This window comes from Amphritea pacifica (genome assembly GCF_016924145.1).
Taxonomy (GTDB): domain Bacteria; phylum Pseudomonadota; class Gammaproteobacteria; order Pseudomonadales; family Balneatricaceae; genus Amphritea; species Amphritea pacifica.
In genome coordinates this window covers 93448-108486 of record NZ_JAFFZO010000014.1, presented here as the reverse complement: position 1 = coordinate 108486, position 15039 = coordinate 93448, and the positions used below count along the sequence as shown (strand labels likewise).

The window sequence follows — 15039 nt, the reverse complement described above, 5'->3', positions numbered from 1 at the left end:
AGTGGCGCAGCCACGTCTAGCTACTGAGACTCCAGACGCGACTGCGTCGCTTGCCAGATAAAGCGGGTAAAGAGCGGTCAGATCTTACATGTTGCAAAGCTGCACAATTACAGACCTGGCGCTAAGCACTCCCTCTGTGTTCTCGGTGTCCTTAGCATGTCCCCGGGGTACTGCGGTGAATCGCTTTTTCTAACTACTGCAAGTGGCGCAGCCACGTCTAGCTACTGAGACTCCAGACGCGACTGCGTCGCTTGCCAGATAAAGCGGGTAAAGAGCGGTCAGATCTTACATGTTGCAAAGCTGCACAATTACAGACCTGGCGCTAAGCTCTCCCTCTGTGTTCTCGGTGTCCTTAGCATGCCCCCTGGGTACTGTGGTGAGTCGCTTTTTCTAACTACTAGCAAGTGGCGCAGCCATGTCTAGCTACTGAGACTCCAGACGCGACTACGTCGCTTGCCAGATAAAAGCCGTGGCTCGTTGTTCGTCGCTCGAAACAGCAAAAAGGCTGCCGGGTTGTTGCCTTTAAGAATGCATTAAATACCAGAAAGCTCAGTATCACTACCGGGCTTTTCGCTTTTTCTAACTACTAGCAAGTGGCGCAGCCACGTCTAACGGCTAATCTTTTCCCCCTTGTAGCAAAACCCACAACAGCCCGGATCGATCAAATACTATCAATGTAGGCTTTCCAACAAACGCTGGAAATAGTCAGACATACATAATTTTTACCTATATTTATCAATTACTTATTTTTATAAAAATCATGGTACGTTAACTGCAATATTCCTCCTACCCACTTTTAATCAGCACTGTATACCTGTGCGTTGTGATGCGGTTTATCACGCACTTTAGTGCAAAAGGAGATTGATATGTCACGTATTGGTTTGTTTTTCGGCACCGACACCGGCAAGACACGTAAAGTAGCCAAGATGATCAAAAAGAAGTTTGACGATGAGGTAATGGCAAGCCCGTTAAACGTAAACCGTACAGATGCCTCTGCTTTTGCTGAGTATGAGTATCTGATTATCGGTTCCCCGACGCTGGGCGAAGGCTTGCTGCCAGGTCTGTCTGCAGACTGCGAAAATGAAAGCTGGGAAGAGTTTCTGCCAGAGATCGACGATATCGATCTGACAGGTAAAACCGTTGCCATTTTCGGTCTGGGCGATCAGGTAGGCTATCCTGATGAGTTTGTCGATGCCATGGGTGAACTGTACGATTTTGTCACCGAACGTGGCGCTAAAGTTGTGGGCTCATGGCCTACCGATGGTTACGAGTTCAACCACTCTGAAGCGGTGGGTGAGGATGGCAAGTTCGTCGGTCTGGCACTGGACCTGGATAACCAGTCCAATCTCACAGAAGAGCGACTTAATGCCTGGTTAGGTCAGATTGCGCCAGACTTTGATCTGCCACTCTGAACTCAGAACGGACTGCATTCATAGTTTCCTATTAGTTACGGTATTCCCTGCCGTACGCCTTTTATGCGTAGCTCTCAGGGCTACGCTTTTTTTTCGTCAGACAGCCTGATGAGCTGGCCTGCGTGTTCATGTGAGGTATTGCGATGATCAATCCCAACGGTTCCGGAACTGACATACTCAATGCGCTTGTCCCGATGGTGGTGGAACAATCCGCCAAGGGCGAGCGCGCCTACGATATCTATTCACGATTGTTAAAGGAGCGGGTCATTTTTCTGATCGGCCCGGTCGAAGACCACATGGCCAATCTGGTTGTTGCCCAACTGCTGTTTCTGGAAGCGGAAAACCCAGGCAAAGATATCCACCTCTACATCAACTCTCCGGGCGGCTCGGTCACCGCCGGGATGTCTATTTATGACACCATGCAGTTTATTAAACCGAATGTCAGCACGATGTGTATGGGTCAGGCCGCCAGCATGGGCGCGTTTCTGCTGGCCGGAGGTACCCGGGGTAAACGCTTTGCCCTGCCCAACGCCCGGGTAATGATCCACCAGCCGTTGGGCGGCTATCAGGGGCAGGCCTCTGATATTGAGATCCATACCAAAGAGATTCTCAGCATCCGCCACAAACTCAACAGTCTGCTGGCAAAACACACCGGGCAACCCCTGGAAACCATCAACCGGGATACCGACCGGGATAATTTTATGACCGCAGAGACGGCCAAAGCCTATGGTCTGATTGATGAAGTCCTGATTCAGCGGGGCTGACAGGGATGGCAGATCTTCACAAATATAACCGTTTTTATCTCAGTTACAGTGGCATCAGACTGCCGCTGAAGCTGGTCGGGCCGTTAGAACCATCTGAGATCGAAAACCGGAACACTTTTTTCGCCTCGAAAGAGGATGATCAGGGCCGGGTGACCGAGATCGCCAAAGTGGTTTACAACGAAATCGGGTTGCACCATCACTATCGCTATCACGATGATGACCAGAGTCTGGTTGAGGCGGTCATCACGACGGATGGGGAAACCCATACCATTCAGTATTGAGATCAGGGGAAGTCCTGTTTCATAACGGTGAAGATTCAAGACCACCGTTAATTACCGGAGATAAGATCATGCTTGAATCAGACTTTTTTGAAGTGTCCGATGAGTTTATCAACCTTGCCAATGATCTCGGCAACGAGTGGGCTCAGCCGATGCTCAGTGCATCGATAATGCATGCGGCGGCACGTTTTAATGCGTTCCACCTGATGTCTCAGAATGATACCGGGGATATCAATACCGCCATCGATTTTCTCACCACACAATACAAACAGATGCTGATAGAAAATCTGCGGGAACTGAAAAGCGGTCAGCCGGATATGCTCAATCATAGCTGATCACCTTTTTATCTTTAAAACCTGATATTCGTTACTTTTTGAAGGGGGGCTATTTTTCAGCCCACAGAGATCACTATCAGTGTCTTCGCCCCCCTTTCAACTAATACAAAAATTTAATCACATACTGAGTGATATTTGCACCACCACTATAGGTATCAATAAGCTTTGAACCGGAGTACAAGCGGATATCACATCCAGTGATCACTTTTCCAGAAGTCTCCCGGTAAAATTCAAATTCTGCCCGCAGCTTTGCATTCTCTTCAGGCTTAATATCCAGACTAGCCCCACAGCTACTGTCAAAACCATATCCGCCCTGCATCACATTCAGCACCATTTTCACATTTTTTTTCGCGGGAATGACGAATGTTTTTTCAGGCTCTCCTTGCTTTAAAACATAATTACCCCCCCAGGCGCCATCATTGCTGGACAGTTCAACCCACAGGTTTTCAATGTTGCTGACGATTGAGCGGTCTGGCGAAAAATTCACACCCACCACATCCAGATTTGCCACTGGGCCTTTGTCAGGTTTTGGCACCGATGCCGAACAACCATAGAGCCCTAGCATTAGCAGTATTGAGAATAGCTTCAGACAAAATTTCACGACGTTTTCCTTAACAGATCAGAGAGGAGTTAAATAAGAAAATCCGTAAGATTAATATCAAACATTGAATCAGTTTTCCATGTTAATAAACCAATTACACGCTGATTGAGTAACCTCGGGCAAAACAGGTGATCATTAACGAAGTCAACTTTTTTTCGACACATAATAGGCGATCAGACCGATACACAGGCCCCAGAATGCGCTGCTGATCCCCAGCAGGTTTAACCCGGATACAGTGACTAAAAAAGTCAGTAGCGCTGCTTCTCTGTCACCGGGATCAGCCAGTGCCGCCGACAGACTATTACCGATGGTACTCAACAGCGCCAGCCCGGCGATCGCCATCACCAGCGCCGTTGGAAACGCGGTAAACAGCGAAGCGATGGTCGAGCCAAACAGACCGGTTAACAGATAAAAGCCCCCGGCCCATACTGAAGCCATATAGCGTTTTGACCGATCCTGCCCGGCCTCATCGCCCATACAGATCGCCGCCGTGATCGCCGCCAGATTGTATGAGAACCCGCCAAAGGGTGCCAGCATCACCCCGGCAAAACCGGTCCAGGTGAGTAGCGGCGAAACCGGCGTTTCATAACCATTAGCCCGCAGCACAGCGACACCCGGTACATTCTGCGAGGCCATGGTGATAATGAACAGCGGTACCCCTACCCCAATCATGGTCTGCAGATTAAAGGTGGGCGTGACCCAGAGCGGCGTCGACAACTGCCAGTTAAGCACCTCAACATTCAGTTGCCCCTGAAACAACGCCGTGGCAGTACCCGCTAACAGTACAATGGGGATGGTATATCGCGGAAACAGACGTTTAACGGCGATAAAAACCGCTAACATCAGACCCACCAGCAGCAGACTGGATTGCATCACCTTAAACAGATCGATGCCAAACTGCAGCAGAACCCCTGCCAGCATCGCCCCGGCAAGTGGCATCGGCACGTGATGCATTATCTTTTCAAACCAGCCGGTAAGACCACACAACAGAATCAGCCCTGAGCTGAAAATAAAGATGCCGATCGCCTCATTGACCGGCACACCGGACAGCGCCGTTACCAGCAGCGCCGCCCCCGGTGTTGACCAGGCTGTCAGTACCGGAGTACGAAAGTAGAGGGACAAACCGGCACTGGTCAGCCCCATACCGATACCCAGTGCCCACAACCAGGAGCTGATTTCCGCTGTTGATGCCCCGGCAGCCGCGGCCGCCTGAAAGATAATCACCGCCGAACTGGTATAACCAACCAGTACGGCAACAAAGCCCGCAGACAGATGTGACAGGTTGAATAAACCTGCTATGCCCGGTCGGCTCTTTATTGATCCCATGCTACCAACTCCATACACCCGAAAACATTTTGTGCGTTATAACGCCCAAGCACAGCAAGCGTATCATTGTGCGTTATAGCGTACAATGATAATTTAAGACCTCTCTTCTAACCGGAAACCCCAATGCAGGAAATAAATCTTTATCTCGCCACCACATTGAAACAGCTCAGACAGGCAAAAGGCTGGAGCCTTGACCGTGCCGCCAGCGAAACCGGCGTCAGCAAAGCGATGCTGGGGCAGATTGAACGAGGCGAATCCAGCCCCACCATTGCAACGATGTGGAAGATATCAAAAGGGTTTCATAAATCGTTATCCAGCCTGTTAGAGCCGTCAGCAGACAACAACAGTCAAACCGTGATCCGCCCGCCAAATAAGCAATCCAAAGTGCTGGACAGCAACAACAGTCCGATTGCACCGATATTTCCCTATGAGGAACAGTTTGGATTCGAAATGTTTGAGTTAACGCTGTTGCCGGGCTATGAGCGGATATCTGAACCCCACATTGATGGTGTCACGGAACATGTGATTGTCATCAGTGGAGAGATGGAACTCCTGATTAATGGTGAATGGATTAAACTGACTCAGGGATCATCGGTGCGGTTTGCCGGTGACACGCTTCATGGATACCGGAACAGCAGCGCCAGCCCCGCTGTTTTTCACAACATTCTTCACTATGCCCATGATGTTTCTGAATAAATAAGTTTCAAAGTAAGCTGGGTTCTGAATAAAGGGGCAAAGATAACCACTGCATTAACAATCGCCCACCCTCCTGCCATTTTTAGACTACGCTTAATCTGAACTCGATAATGGCCTGAAGGGATGGGAAGTAGCATGTCTGATCACCACACATACCGGAAAACAGAGATAGTAGGTTCATCACCTATCAGCAGTGACGAAGCGATTCGTAATGCACTGGCTGAATGCAGTAAAACGATCAGAAATATGGAGTGGTTTGAGGTAGTAGAAACCCGGGGACATATTGTCAACGGTCAGGTGGGCCACTTTCAGGTCACACTGAAAGTGGGCTTCAGGGTCGAAAGCAGCTGATACTTGCCGGCTCACATTCAAAGACAAGAGCTCAGGCATAACTCCCGGTGCTTATGCCAGACAAGCTGATTAATCAGCTAACCTCTTTGATTAGCTGATTAAACTTATCCGGATCTACAGCTTTAAGGGTCATCAGCGATGATTTCAGCGAGTTGATATTCGCTGACAGATGCTGTCGTTTAACCTGCTCTATATCTTCAGCTATCTTTTGCAGCTGATCTATGGATTCACTGGTCTGATGCTTTGTCAGCTCCAATAACACATCGGTAATCACACCCAGTTGCTTACCATAGCTGGCCACATCCCGGACCACGGCGGTTTCGATAGGCCGGTTACCCGCAAAATTAACCTCAACCTGGGGAGACCACCAACTGGTAACGGGGGAGATATCCTGGGTCAGATCACCACTGAAAGGCGGCTTGAACATCCCCAGCCAGGGATTCATCCATAGGTTCATACTCAGTCTCTCCTCTGAATTCAGTCAATACCCATATCAAAACTCAGATCAGTATAGACAGATTTTCAGCGAACAACGCCTTGTATTACCTCGTCAGCCACTCAGCGACGCCGGGGTTTTCTGGCACTCCTGCCCGATTTACCTCGAGGACTTTCGCCGGATTTGGGGGAATAAGATGACGCGCCACCGGATCTGGATTTCTGTGAACCACGCTGCGATCCGCTCTTTTTATTTTGCCCGCCGGATTTTTTACTCTGACCACCGCCAGATCGTTTTTTCTGCCCAGCAGGTGCTTCCGATGACGAGGCGGCCGCCGCTTTTAAGATCTGCTTCAGTTCGTCCTCTGTCAGATCCCGCCACTCACCCACCGGCAAGCCTTTGAGATCGACATTCATGATCCGCACCCGCTCCAGTTTTGTCACTTCATAACTGAAGTGTTCACACATCCGGCGAATCTGGCGGTTTAACCCCTGAATCAGGGTGATACGAAACACCTTCGGTGCCTCTTTGGTGATCTTACATTTCTTGGTGATCACACCGAGCATCGGCACCCCGGCACTCATCCCGGCAATAAATTCATCGGTGATCGGCTTGTTCACCGTTACCAGATACTCTTTCTCATGCTTATTACCGGCGCGCAGAATCTTATTCACCAGGTCGCCATTGTTAGTGAGAAAAATCAGCCCCTGAGAGTCTTTATCCAAGCGGCCAATAGGAAAGATCCGGGTACTGTGATTGACAAAATCGACGATATTATTGCGTTCACTCCCCTCGGTGGTGCTGACAACGCCCACCGGTTTATTCAACGCAATAAACACAAGATCTTCCGCTTCTTCAGGATCAATCGCCTGACCGTTCACCTTCACCAGATCCCCCGGGAAAACCCGGTCACCGATAGCGGCGCGCTTACCATTGATAAACACATTACCCTGCTCAATAAACCGGTCAGCCTCTCTGCGGGAACAGATACCACTGTCACTGATATATTTATTCAAACGGGTTGATGTGTCACTCAACATAGATTGATGTCTCAAAAATGGGGGCTGAAATGGCTTATCAGATGAAATCTGAAGCGGGTAGCATCTGAATTATGCGTATTCTTGACCAAATGACCGGCAGGCGCCAGTCCTGTCGTAAAATTAAGAGGGAAATTAAGCGTTAAATTGAAAGGGATATTAAAGCTGAAACAGGTTTAGACCGTTTCTGCCATCTGCCTGAGTTTATTGATAGTGTTGAGATTCCTTCCCGTGGCGGGCACACCCAAACACTTTTCCAGACCAGCGACCAGTTTTGACCGGCCGATCCCATCCGGCGCCTGTAGATAGAAAACCTTGCCTTTTATCTCAAAACGCTCAGTTTCAGAGGCCAGCGCCATCAGTTTTGCCCTATCAGGCTGAGGCTCGTGCTGTAAAAAGTAAAAGTGAACCGATTTACCATCAGCCAGGTCATAGGGGTTATGTTCCACCGCCGCATCAAACTCATCCTCGCCCAGCACGATCATTTCAGGCCGGAAACCAAACCCCGCTTCAATCTCACGTATTACACTCTCTCCGGGTTTCGTTTTTCCCTTTAAAATAACATTGCCACTCTGAATATAGGTTTGCACCGCATCAAAGCCGTTCTGTTGCAACAGTAAACGCAGATCCGCCATTGGCAGGATATTTCGCCCGCCCACGTTAATGCCTCTGAACAGTAAAATATAGGTTTTCATCGTATTACAGAGTTCCCTTCAGCAAGAGAGCAGCCTGTTAACACCGCTCTCCCCTGATTGCTCCTGGACGAGCCTTAGTGATCAGGTTTACTCGGCCCTGGCGTCGGCCCCATGTTCAGATAACTGCGCACCAAACCAGCGATGAATCGCAGTTAACAGATGAAGATCGGTGGTTTCAAAACGGATCTGAGCCCCTGTCGTGAGGGGTGAGTAGGTGACCGCTATTCCCGCTGACCCGGCCTGAAGTTCTTTAAGTCCCGGCATCATGGCACCATGTAACATTGCCGGATCGGAATAGTCACCCTGCTGGAAACGTTCAGCCTCATGCCTGAGGTGTTGCTGAATCATAGCGATCTGATCATGCGCCGCGGCATCTTTAGCAACGACCTTTTGCACCCCTCCGAATTCGGTCATGGTGAACACATGCATAGTCTCCGACATTGTAAAGGGCATCACATGGTGAGACATCTGATGCACCTGCTCCTGGGTGGTTTGAGCGGATGCCGAAGCAACGCTTATCAGCAGCAGAAGCACAGCGGTTTGCAGGGCCTTTGCAATACAGCACACAGACTGTTTCATATCATCTCCGTCTTATTCAGGTGAGGAACAACAGCAAAGCAGCAGATCTGTCGGTCAGGCATCACTTATCCATTGAGCTTAAACCTATAAGCCTGCCATTAAAACGATTTAATCCTTACAAAACAGTGTTGCGAACAGCTGCGTTGATTCTTTCAAACCCGCTTCTGTCAGCACAACCGATTTAGTCTTGTTAACCGGATCATGAATATACCCCTTTTCATGCAACCGGTTCATGACCTCAAAATCCATCCCTTTCCAGGCACGAACTTCATCATGAAGCGTCAGCTGTAATAGCGCTAAAACGGTTTGGTCAATTTTATCTTCATCAATATTCATAGGGCCCCTCCATGATAGCGGCTAATGTCTCACAGGCGCATCGGATACTACGGGACTGGATTGTAGCCCGCTACGGCTACTTAGTGGCACCCGTGAAGAAGAGTATAGCCCGAATAAACCCGCCCCTCCGGACGCGGGACCGCTGAATGAAGATAATCGTTCGTCCGGTCGTTGAACAGCCCCCTGAACAGAGGCTGGAGTTAACCTGCTTGCACACCAGGTGAATGATTAGAGGGTACAGGCTCCGACATCACAGGTATCCATGTTGTCAGTGGCAGAGTTAAGAACCGATCGCTTACCTTTAAGGAGGAGATAATCCCCTCCTTTCCGGTCGTGAAAAATTGAGATCCAGGATCCTCCCCCCAGACTGCTCCTGCTTTTTCGAGCCATGAACAACAAGCCACGGTTTTTCCTTTACCCATCCACTGCTTCAGCCGATGCAGTATCCTCTTCTGAAGGGTCCAGCAACACCTCTCTGACGATCAGTTCGCTGGCGTCATCAACCCCGTCACGATCCACAATCACCTGTTTCAGCTGCGGATTGGATGGCATCTCGTACATACTTTTACGCAGCACCGATTCCATAATCGAGCGCAGCCCCCGGGCACCACTGCCCCGGGCGCAGGCCAGTTCGGCAATGCGGGTCAGCGCCTCATCGGTAAATACCAGATCAACCCCCTGATAGGCGTACAACTGGCGATACTGCTTCTGCAGTGAGTTTTTCGGCTCGGTCAGCACCCTAACCAGCGCTTCGGCGTCCAGCTCATGGAGAAAGGTGACCACCGGAAAACGCCCGACAAACTCAGGAATCAGACCAAACTTCTGCAGGTCTTCCGGTTTCAGTTCGGCCAGCAGTTCATCGTGGGTGTGCTCTTTATCGGCGACAAAGTCAGCCTGGAAACCGATGCCAACCCCATCGGGCCGCAACCGCCCTTTAACGTGCTCCTCCAGACCGGGGAAAGCGCCGCCGACAATAAACAGGATATTGGTGGTATTGATCATCTCATCACCGCTATCTCCGCGACGACCACTCTTCGGCAGTTTAACATCATGGCCTTCAACCATTTTCAGTAATGCCTGCTGTACACCTTCGCCGGAGACATCCCGGGTGGAAGCCGCCCCACCACTTTTGTCCGCCAGTTTGTCCACCTCATCAATATAGACAATACCCCACTGGGCCCGCTGTATATCTCCATCTGCGGCATCCACCAGCCGGCGCATAATGACATCAACATCTTCGCCGACATAACCGGCCTGGGTCAGGGTGGTAGCATCGGCCACCACAAAGGGCACACCGATCACCCGTGCCAGACTTTTCACCAGCAGTGTTTTACCGGTACCGGACGGGCCAACCATCAGGACATTGGATTTTTCCAGCTCGACGCCACCGTCAATATCGGTAATCGAATCGTTGCTGTTGAGATTCAGCAGCCGCTGATAGTGATTATAGATGGCGATGGAGAGAATCTCTTTGGCACCCTCCTGGTCGATCACGTACTGGTCCAGATGCGCTTTGGTCTCTTTTGGCGTCATCAGTGATTCCGAGAGGTCATGCTGCTGCGCCTTCTGCCCCCAGCTACTGGAGACTTTATAGGCCAGTTCGACACAGGCCGAGCAGATAAACCCCTCGTTACCGGATATCAGTGGCACTTCTGCAGATTGCTGAACACCACAAAATGAACATTTGATTTTCTCATTTTCACTCATGAATTCACCGCCTGTGGCATCTCAGTCTGATGCTTAAGTTGTTCTTTAATCCACTGCCGCTGATAGATAGATTGCTGTCGATCACGCAGTGAGGCCTTTAGCCTGGGCAGGACCTCTTCAAGGGGAAGCTTGCGCGGCTGTTCGATCGCTGTGCAGTACAGCAGATGGTAACCAATCGAGGAGAGCACCGGCTCACTGACCTCCCCGGCCTGCATAGCAAACAGCACCTCATCCAGTTCCGGATAGAGCTGTCCCCGTTCGACGTTGCCGATCATGCCGCCATGCAGCGCCGTGGGGCATTCGGAATGCTTCTGCGCCTGCTCGTTAAAACGGGTTTTCTTTTTCAGAATCCGTTCGCGGATCTCATTGATTCTGGCCAGTGCCCGGTCCGCCCGGTTCTCGTCATAGTCATCGTTGACCGTTATCAGAATATGGTGGGCGGTACGCCGCTCGGTGACGGAAAACTTATCCGGGTGAAAGTAGTAAAACAGTTCTGCTTCGGCGTCGGAGACCTCTGGAGTGCTGGCCGAGACCCGGTCTAGGGTGGCTTCCACCAGAAGATCGCGGCGAATCCCCTCTCTCAGCAGCGCCAGGGTCAGATCAGCCTGCTCCAGCGCCTGCTCAAATGCAGCCACGTTCTCATAGCGCTCGATAATCTCTTCCAGGGATTTTTTAACCTGTCCCTCGGAGATCACCACGCCCTGGCTTTGATCCGAACTGAGAATCACCCGTTCAATCTCCAGCTGATTGGCAATCAGGCTGGCGGCTTCACTTCTCTGTCGGGCATCCAGCTGATCCGGGGCACATTCAAACTGACTCCATGACAGCTTGAACAGCGCATAGATCGCTTCTGGGCTATCACCGTGGTTAACCATAATCACCTCCACGTGCCATTTGCGGGTCTGCGGTTGCTGCAGCAGGTTCCAGTGCCCGCTCCGGGATACAGATGCTCTGGCCATTGATATACAGGTTGTACTGAATATCGCTCTGGTCATCCCGCAGAACACCCTCGATCTCCCCCTGATCGCCTTTGCTGGCAATCAGTTGCCCCTCCATTCGCAGATCACAAAGAATCCGTACCTTATCCCTGAACTCGAAACGGTTCTGAATCCATTCGGCATCCGCCGGGATCAACTCCTCCTCGCGGCAGCCAACGGTGCGACCAGCCTCTAAAAAATGAACCCGGTAGATCAGTTGGTCCTGCAGATATGTTCCGACATCGTAAACGCAGCCCACCTCACCCCGTCGCATCAGCAGTTCGCCCACCTCTGTTCCGGGATAGGTGCCATCATTACGCACATTCCTGATCAGCCTGACTTCGCTTCCGTATTCATATTTTGGCCGCATAGGACATCACTCCAGAATCTGGTCCAGGGGGACAAAGGTGGTTTGCGGGCCTTTCATATGAAATACCCGGAACACCTTTTCAGTCAGCGCATCAGAATGCACAAAATCTTCATACGCTTGCTTCAGCAGCTCTTTATAGGCCGCTTTGTAACCATCGATATCAGCCACCTGATCGGCATCGGGCAGATCTTTCAGGTAATCATGGAAACGCTGCATGATATGCAAGCGGTTCACCTGAACCACACTCCTGTCGAACTCAATAGCGAAATATTCCAGAAAATCTTCAGCGGAGCTGAGTTCTTCCAGATCATCCATAAATGTCATATCACTCATCGTCTCACCTCATGCGCTCATTCGTTGTTCTAGCGAATAGATCCCTTTCTGGTTGTAAGCCACTTCCAGCAGTGAGCGGGCACCGAGACGATCCGGGCTATCCAGCGCCACGACTTTCTCCAGCCGTTCGATCCCCTCTTCAAGTTCTCCCAGGCGCAGACACAGATAACCACTGCCTTTCAGCGCCAGCAGGTAGAAACGCACCATACCGAACGACTCAACCATACCGTAGGAGAGGTGTTCCAGGGTCATACGCCGCCAGCCCAGATCAAAACCAAACATCTCGCCGGACACCTCAAGAGCGGTCCCGGCAACCTCCAGCGCCTCGGTATAGCGATGCTGGTAGTAATAAAACCGGTACAGTGCCACCAGCACCAGCAGATTCTGTGGCGCCATAAAGCGGGCTTTTATCAGGTAGGGTTCCGCCTGACCACGGCTGTAGGCGTCTGCTGCCTGATTGAGCAAAGCCATCACTTCAGGTGCCAGGGGGGCTTCAAAATAGAGGTCAGCCTCTTCAAAACTGTGCAGGTCCATAATTATTCTCCGTGCGCATGCGCATATCTTTTTCCGTCAGGGCACTCGTTATCGCAGATATCACTGCCGGGTTCACACTGACTGTAAAATTTAAACTGGTAGCCAGACTCAAGCGCACCCTGCTTTTCCAGCTGGGCTTCAAGCTTATCGATCCGCTCCAGCATGCAGGCCATCGCCCGGCCCACCGGGTCCGGGATCATATGATGATTGAGGTTTATTCCAGATGAACCGGTGCTGAGCTTCTGATCGGCAACCACCCGCCCCGGGATGCCAACCACGGTGCCATCTGCCGGTACATTAGCGACAACAACAGAGTTGGCGCCCACCCGGGCATCTGCACCAATTGTGATCGGTCCAAGAATTTTCGCGCCAGCGCCGACCAGCACCCGGTCACCCAGCGTCGGATGACGTTTACCTTTATTCCAGCTGGTGCCACCCAGAGTGACACCGTGATAAAGGGTTACATCATCGCCCAGCTCAGCGGTTTCACCGATAACAACACCGGCACCGTGATCGATAAACAGCCGGGCTCCGATACGGGCGCCAGGATGAATATCGACGTTGGTCAGCAGACGCACCAGGTATGCCAGCATGCGGGCAGTAAAAAACCACTTAGCTTTCCAGAGCTTATGCGACAGTCGATACAACAGGACTGCATGAACCCCGGGATAGGTGAGCAAAATCTCAAAGTAGTTTCGCGCAGCAGGATCACGCTCAAAGACGCAGTTCACATCCTCTTTCCAGGTCGCCCAAAGCCCCACTGGACCGTTGGTTATCATCGGAATAGCCTCCGTTTTCATGTTCATCAGCTTCTCCTTTCAGTCAGTAATAAAGCACAGCGCATGCCAGACTGGAGAGCATGCTTAAAGTGCAACAACTGAAGCTTCATAGATCTCACCTGTGACCGGTAACAGCTCTTCGCTGAGCCGGATCAGTTCCATCGAAGAGAGGGTGTGTTTATTCAGTGTGACCCGCTGACGAATCTCTGACAGTAATATTTCCGCCTGTTCACGACTGAGAGAGATTCCCAGTTCCTGATACACATGTTTCACCGTGTTCGCCCCGGAGTGCTTACCCAGCACCAGTTGATGCGAACGCCCCAGCTTAAGCGGATCAAGCCCCTGATAATTGCGCTGATCTTTTAGCAAGCCATCGGTATGGATACCGGATTCATGGGTAAAGACATGACTGCCAACCACACTTTTCTGACAGTGAACCAGCCGTCCGGATGCCTGTTCAACCATGGTTGAAAGGCTCGGCAGACGGGTGAAATCAACTCCACAATCGATGCCGTACAGCTGCGACAAACCGATCACGACCTCTTCAAGGGCGGCATTTCCAGCCCGTTCTCCCAGGCCGTTAACGGTGGTATTCACATGGGTGGCTCCGGCGCTGATCGCCGCTATGGAATTGGCTGTCGCCAGCCCCAGATCATCGTGGGCATGCATCTCGATCTCAAGATCGGTGGATGCCCTCAGATCGCTGATCACACTGAACAGGGAGAAGGGTTCCATCAACCCCAGGGTGTCAGCATAACGAACCCTTTTAGCGCCCGCCCTGGCGGCCACTTCGTACATCGTTTTAAGGAAATCGGCTTCTGCCCTGGATGAGTCTTCACAGCCGACACTGACACTGAAACCAAGATCTACTGCTGTCTTCACATAGTAATCGATCTGCTTTAACACCCACTCTGGGGTTTTACCCAGCTTATAGCGGATCTGCTGGGCAGAAGCGGCGATAGACAGGTTAAGAGTATCGACACCAGTCTCTTTAGCCGCGGCAATATCGCTGTCACACATCCGGCACCAGACCATCAGTTGAGGGCGCTGAGTCAGGGCAGCGATCGACCGGATCACCTCGCATTCTGCGCGTCCCATTGCCGGAATACCGATCTCAAGTTCAGGCACGCCCGCACGGTGCAGCGCCTGTGCAATCGCAACCTTCTCATCTGCATTGAAAGCCACACCAGCCGTCTGCTCGCCATCACGGAGCGTTGTATCATTGATGGTCACTATTCTGTTTGCAGACATCGGAAACCTCACCGCATCTATGTATCTGACTGAGCTTATTCACGCGCCTGCGTCAATAAACGTTTCTTACTGAGTGTTATTGCAAACTACATTCCAAGTTATAAATACTTAATAAACAGACAGTTACAAATATCGACCAGCGGGTTATCACGACAAAGCAGCCGATTTGTCACAAATGCTACATAGCTTAAAACGGGCAATCAGACAGGTTGTAAGACGCGTCCAGGAAATCATATACGCGG

20 protein-coding genes are annotated in these 15039 nt (G+C 51.1%); 6 read left to right on the top strand and 14 right to left on the bottom strand.

The annotated features are described in order from the left end of the window. Positions 1-866: 866 nt before the first annotated feature. The 4 genes from JW499_RS09945 to JW499_RS09930 all read left to right on the top strand — a co-directional run bounded on the left by JW499_RS09945 (position 867) and on the right by JW499_RS09930 (position 2789). Complete coding sequence (locus tag JW499_RS09945; RefSeq protein WP_205210452.1) at positions 867-1412, top strand: flavodoxin; 546 nt, start codon at positions 867-869, stop codon at positions 1410-1412. Positions 1413-1555: 143 nt separating this feature from the next. After that, positions 1556-2176 (top strand): ATP-dependent Clp endopeptidase proteolytic subunit ClpP, encoded by a 621-nt coding sequence (gene clpP / locus JW499_RS09940; protein ID WP_205210451.1) that lies wholly within the window; start codon positions 1556-1558, stop codon positions 2174-2176. Between the two features lie 5 nt (positions 2177-2181). After that, positions 2182-2457, top strand: coding sequence for a DUF6156 family protein (locus JW499_RS09935; RefSeq protein ID WP_205210450.1), 276 nt, complete (start codon positions 2182-2184; stop codon positions 2455-2457). 68 nt (positions 2458-2525) lie between these two features. Continuing rightward, a complete protein-coding gene (locus JW499_RS09930) occupies positions 2526-2789 on the top strand; it encodes a DUF3144 domain-containing protein (RefSeq protein WP_205210449.1) in 264 nt (87 codons plus the stop codon). A gap of 100 nt (positions 2790-2889) precedes the next feature. Here the strand turns inward: JW499_RS09930 and JW499_RS09925 are convergent, their stop codons facing one another. Next, the gene (locus JW499_RS09925; protein WP_205210448.1) at positions 2890-3390 is read right to left on the bottom strand and encodes a hypothetical protein; all 501 of its coding nucleotides are present in this window, start codon (positions 3388-3390) and stop codon (positions 2890-2892) included. Between the two features lie 144 nt (positions 3391-3534). After that, positions 3535-4716, bottom strand: a complete 1182-nt coding sequence (locus tag JW499_RS09920) for a benzoate/H(+) symporter BenE family transporter (RefSeq protein ID WP_205210447.1) — start codon at positions 4714-4716, stop codon at positions 3535-3537. Between the two features lie 123 nt (positions 4717-4839). Between JW499_RS09920 and JW499_RS09915 the strand changes: the two genes are divergently transcribed. Both JW499_RS09915 and JW499_RS09910 read left to right on the top strand, forming a co-directional pair. Next, positions 4840-5412: a helix-turn-helix domain-containing protein gene (locus JW499_RS09915; protein ID WP_205210446.1), complete on the top strand. Its 573-nt coding sequence runs from the start codon at positions 4840-4842 to the stop codon at positions 5410-5412. A gap of 135 nt (positions 5413-5547) precedes the next feature. Then, positions 5548-5763: a dodecin gene (locus JW499_RS09910; protein ID WP_091360887.1), complete on the top strand. Its 216-nt coding sequence runs from the start codon at positions 5548-5550 to the stop codon at positions 5761-5763. A 73-nt stretch (positions 5764-5836) separates the two neighbouring features. On the opposite strand, the gene JW499_RS09905 is transcribed toward JW499_RS09910, so the two are convergent. The 12 genes from JW499_RS09905 to nifV all read right to left on the bottom strand — a co-directional run bounded on the left by JW499_RS09905 (position 5837) and on the right by nifV (position 14797). Next, positions 5837-6220, bottom strand: coding sequence for a hypothetical protein (locus JW499_RS09905; protein ID WP_205210445.1), 384 nt, complete (start codon positions 6218-6220; stop codon positions 5837-5839). A gap of 101 nt (positions 6221-6321) precedes the next feature. Beyond that, on the bottom strand, positions 6322-7239 hold the full coding sequence (gene rluF / locus JW499_RS09900; protein WP_205210444.1) for a 23S rRNA pseudouridine(2604) synthase RluF: 918 nt from the start codon (positions 7237-7239) through the stop codon (positions 6322-6324). Between the two features lie 173 nt (positions 7240-7412). After that, entirely contained in the window at positions 7413-7931 is a 519-nt protein-coding gene (locus JW499_RS09895; protein ID WP_205210443.1) for a DUF1697 domain-containing protein, read from the bottom strand. A gap of 87 nt (positions 7932-8018) precedes the next feature. Beyond that, complete coding sequence (locus JW499_RS09890) at positions 8019-8510, bottom strand: hypothetical protein (RefSeq protein WP_205210442.1); 492 nt, start codon at positions 8508-8510, stop codon at positions 8019-8021. 108 nt (positions 8511-8618) lie between these two features. Continuing rightward, positions 8619-8846 carry a DUF6429 family protein gene (locus JW499_RS09885; RefSeq protein ID WP_091360900.1) on the bottom strand — a complete coding sequence of 76 codons (228 nt, stop codon included), beginning with the start codon at positions 8844-8846 and terminating at the stop codon, positions 8619-8621. A gap of 414 nt (positions 8847-9260) precedes the next feature. After that, positions 9261-10553: an ATP-dependent Clp protease ATP-binding subunit ClpX gene (gene clpX, locus JW499_RS09880; protein ID WP_205210441.1), complete on the bottom strand. Its 1293-nt coding sequence runs from the start codon at positions 10551-10553 to the stop codon at positions 9261-9263. Next, the gene (nifM, locus tag JW499_RS09875) at positions 10550-11428 is read right to left on the bottom strand and encodes a nitrogen fixation protein NifM (RefSeq protein ID WP_205210440.1); all 879 of its coding nucleotides are present in this window, start codon (positions 11426-11428) and stop codon (positions 10550-10552) included. The genes clpX and nifM overlap by 4 nt, the downstream gene beginning before the upstream one ends. Continuing rightward, on the bottom strand, positions 11421-11900 hold the full coding sequence (locus JW499_RS09870) for a nitrogen fixation protein NifZ (RefSeq protein WP_205210439.1): 480 nt from the start codon (positions 11898-11900) through the stop codon (positions 11421-11423). The genes nifM and JW499_RS09870 overlap by 8 nt, the downstream gene beginning before the upstream one ends. A 6-nt stretch (positions 11901-11906) precedes the next feature. Next, positions 11907-12233, bottom strand: coding sequence for a nitrogenase-stabilizing/protective protein NifW (nifW, locus tag JW499_RS09865; RefSeq protein WP_205210438.1), 327 nt, complete (start codon positions 12231-12233; stop codon positions 11907-11909). Between the two features lie 9 nt (positions 12234-12242). Continuing rightward, positions 12243-12767 (bottom strand): hypothetical protein, encoded by a 525-nt coding sequence (locus tag JW499_RS09860; RefSeq protein ID WP_205210437.1) that lies wholly within the window; start codon positions 12765-12767, stop codon positions 12243-12245. 2 nt (positions 12768-12769) lie between these two features. Next, positions 12770-13573 carry a serine O-acetyltransferase gene (cysE, locus tag JW499_RS09855; protein ID WP_332874036.1) on the bottom strand — a complete coding sequence of 268 codons (804 nt, stop codon included), beginning with the start codon at positions 13571-13573 and terminating at the stop codon, positions 12770-12772. Positions 13574-13630: 57 nt separating this feature from the next. Continuing rightward, the gene (gene nifV, locus JW499_RS09850; RefSeq protein WP_205210436.1) at positions 13631-14797 is read right to left on the bottom strand and encodes a homocitrate synthase; all 1167 of its coding nucleotides are present in this window, start codon (positions 14795-14797) and stop codon (positions 13631-13633) included. Between the last annotated feature and the right edge of the window lie 242 nt (positions 14798-15039).

Excerpts from the sequence above, each read along its gene's own strand:
- JW499_RS09895 (WP_205210443.1), bottom strand. The coding sequence starts at position 7,931 with ATGAAAACCTATATTTTACTGTTCAGAGGCATTAACGTGGGCGGGCGA.
- JW499_RS09935 (WP_205210450.1), top strand. The coding sequence starts at position 2,182 with ATGGCAGATCTTCACAAATATAACCGTTTTTATCTCAGTTACAGTGGC.
- JW499_RS09920 (WP_205210447.1), bottom strand. The coding sequence starts at position 4,716 with ATGGGATCAATAAAGAGCCGACCGGGCATAGCAGGTTTATTCAACCTG.
- JW499_RS09910 (WP_091360887.1), top strand. The coding sequence starts at position 5,548 with ATGTCTGATCACCACACATACCGGAAAACAGAGATAGTAGGTTCATCA.
- JW499_RS09890 (WP_205210442.1), bottom strand. The coding sequence starts at position 8,510 with ATGAAACAGTCTGTGTGCTGTATTGCAAAGGCCCTGCAAACCGCTGTG.
- nifW (WP_205210438.1), bottom strand. The coding sequence starts at position 12,233 with ATGAGTGATATGACATTTATGGATGATCTGGAAGAACTCAGCTCCGCT.
- JW499_RS09915 (WP_205210446.1), top strand. The coding sequence starts at position 4,840 with ATGCAGGAAATAAATCTTTATCTCGCCACCACATTGAAACAGCTCAGA.
- cysE (WP_332874036.1), bottom strand. The coding sequence starts at position 13,573 with ATGAACATGAAAACGGAGGCTATTCCGATGATAACCAACGGTCCAGTG.
- JW499_RS09905 (WP_205210445.1), bottom strand. The coding sequence starts at position 6,220 with ATGAACCTATGGATGAATCCCTGGCTGGGGATGTTCAAGCCGCCTTTC.
- JW499_RS09945 (WP_205210452.1), top strand. The coding sequence starts at position 867 with ATGTCACGTATTGGTTTGTTTTTCGGCACCGACACCGGCAAGACACGT.
- JW499_RS09885 (WP_091360900.1), bottom strand. The coding sequence starts at position 8,846 with ATGAATATTGATGAAGATAAAATTGACCAAACCGTTTTAGCGCTATTA.
- JW499_RS09870 (WP_205210439.1), bottom strand. The coding sequence starts at position 11,900 with ATGCGGCCAAAATATGAATACGGAAGCGAAGTCAGGCTGATCAGGAAT.
- rluF (WP_205210444.1), bottom strand. The coding sequence starts at position 7,239 with ATGTTGAGTGACACATCAACCCGTTTGAATAAATATATCAGTGACAGT.
- nifM (WP_205210440.1), bottom strand. The coding sequence starts at position 11,428 with ATGGTTAACCACGGTGATAGCCCAGAAGCGATCTATGCGCTGTTCAAG.
- JW499_RS09860 (WP_205210437.1), bottom strand. The coding sequence starts at position 12,767 with ATGGACCTGCACAGTTTTGAAGAGGCTGACCTCTATTTTGAAGCCCCC.
- JW499_RS09930 (WP_205210449.1), top strand. The coding sequence starts at position 2,526 with ATGCTTGAATCAGACTTTTTTGAAGTGTCCGATGAGTTTATCAACCTT.
- clpX (WP_205210441.1), bottom strand. The coding sequence starts at position 10,553 with ATGAGTGAAAATGAGAAAATCAAATGTTCATTTTGTGGTGTTCAGCAA.
- clpP (WP_205210451.1), top strand. The coding sequence starts at position 1,556 with ATGATCAATCCCAACGGTTCCGGAACTGACATACTCAATGCGCTTGTC.
- nifV (WP_205210436.1), bottom strand. The coding sequence starts at position 14,797 with ATGTCTGCAAACAGAATAGTGACCATCAATGATACAACGCTCCGTGAT.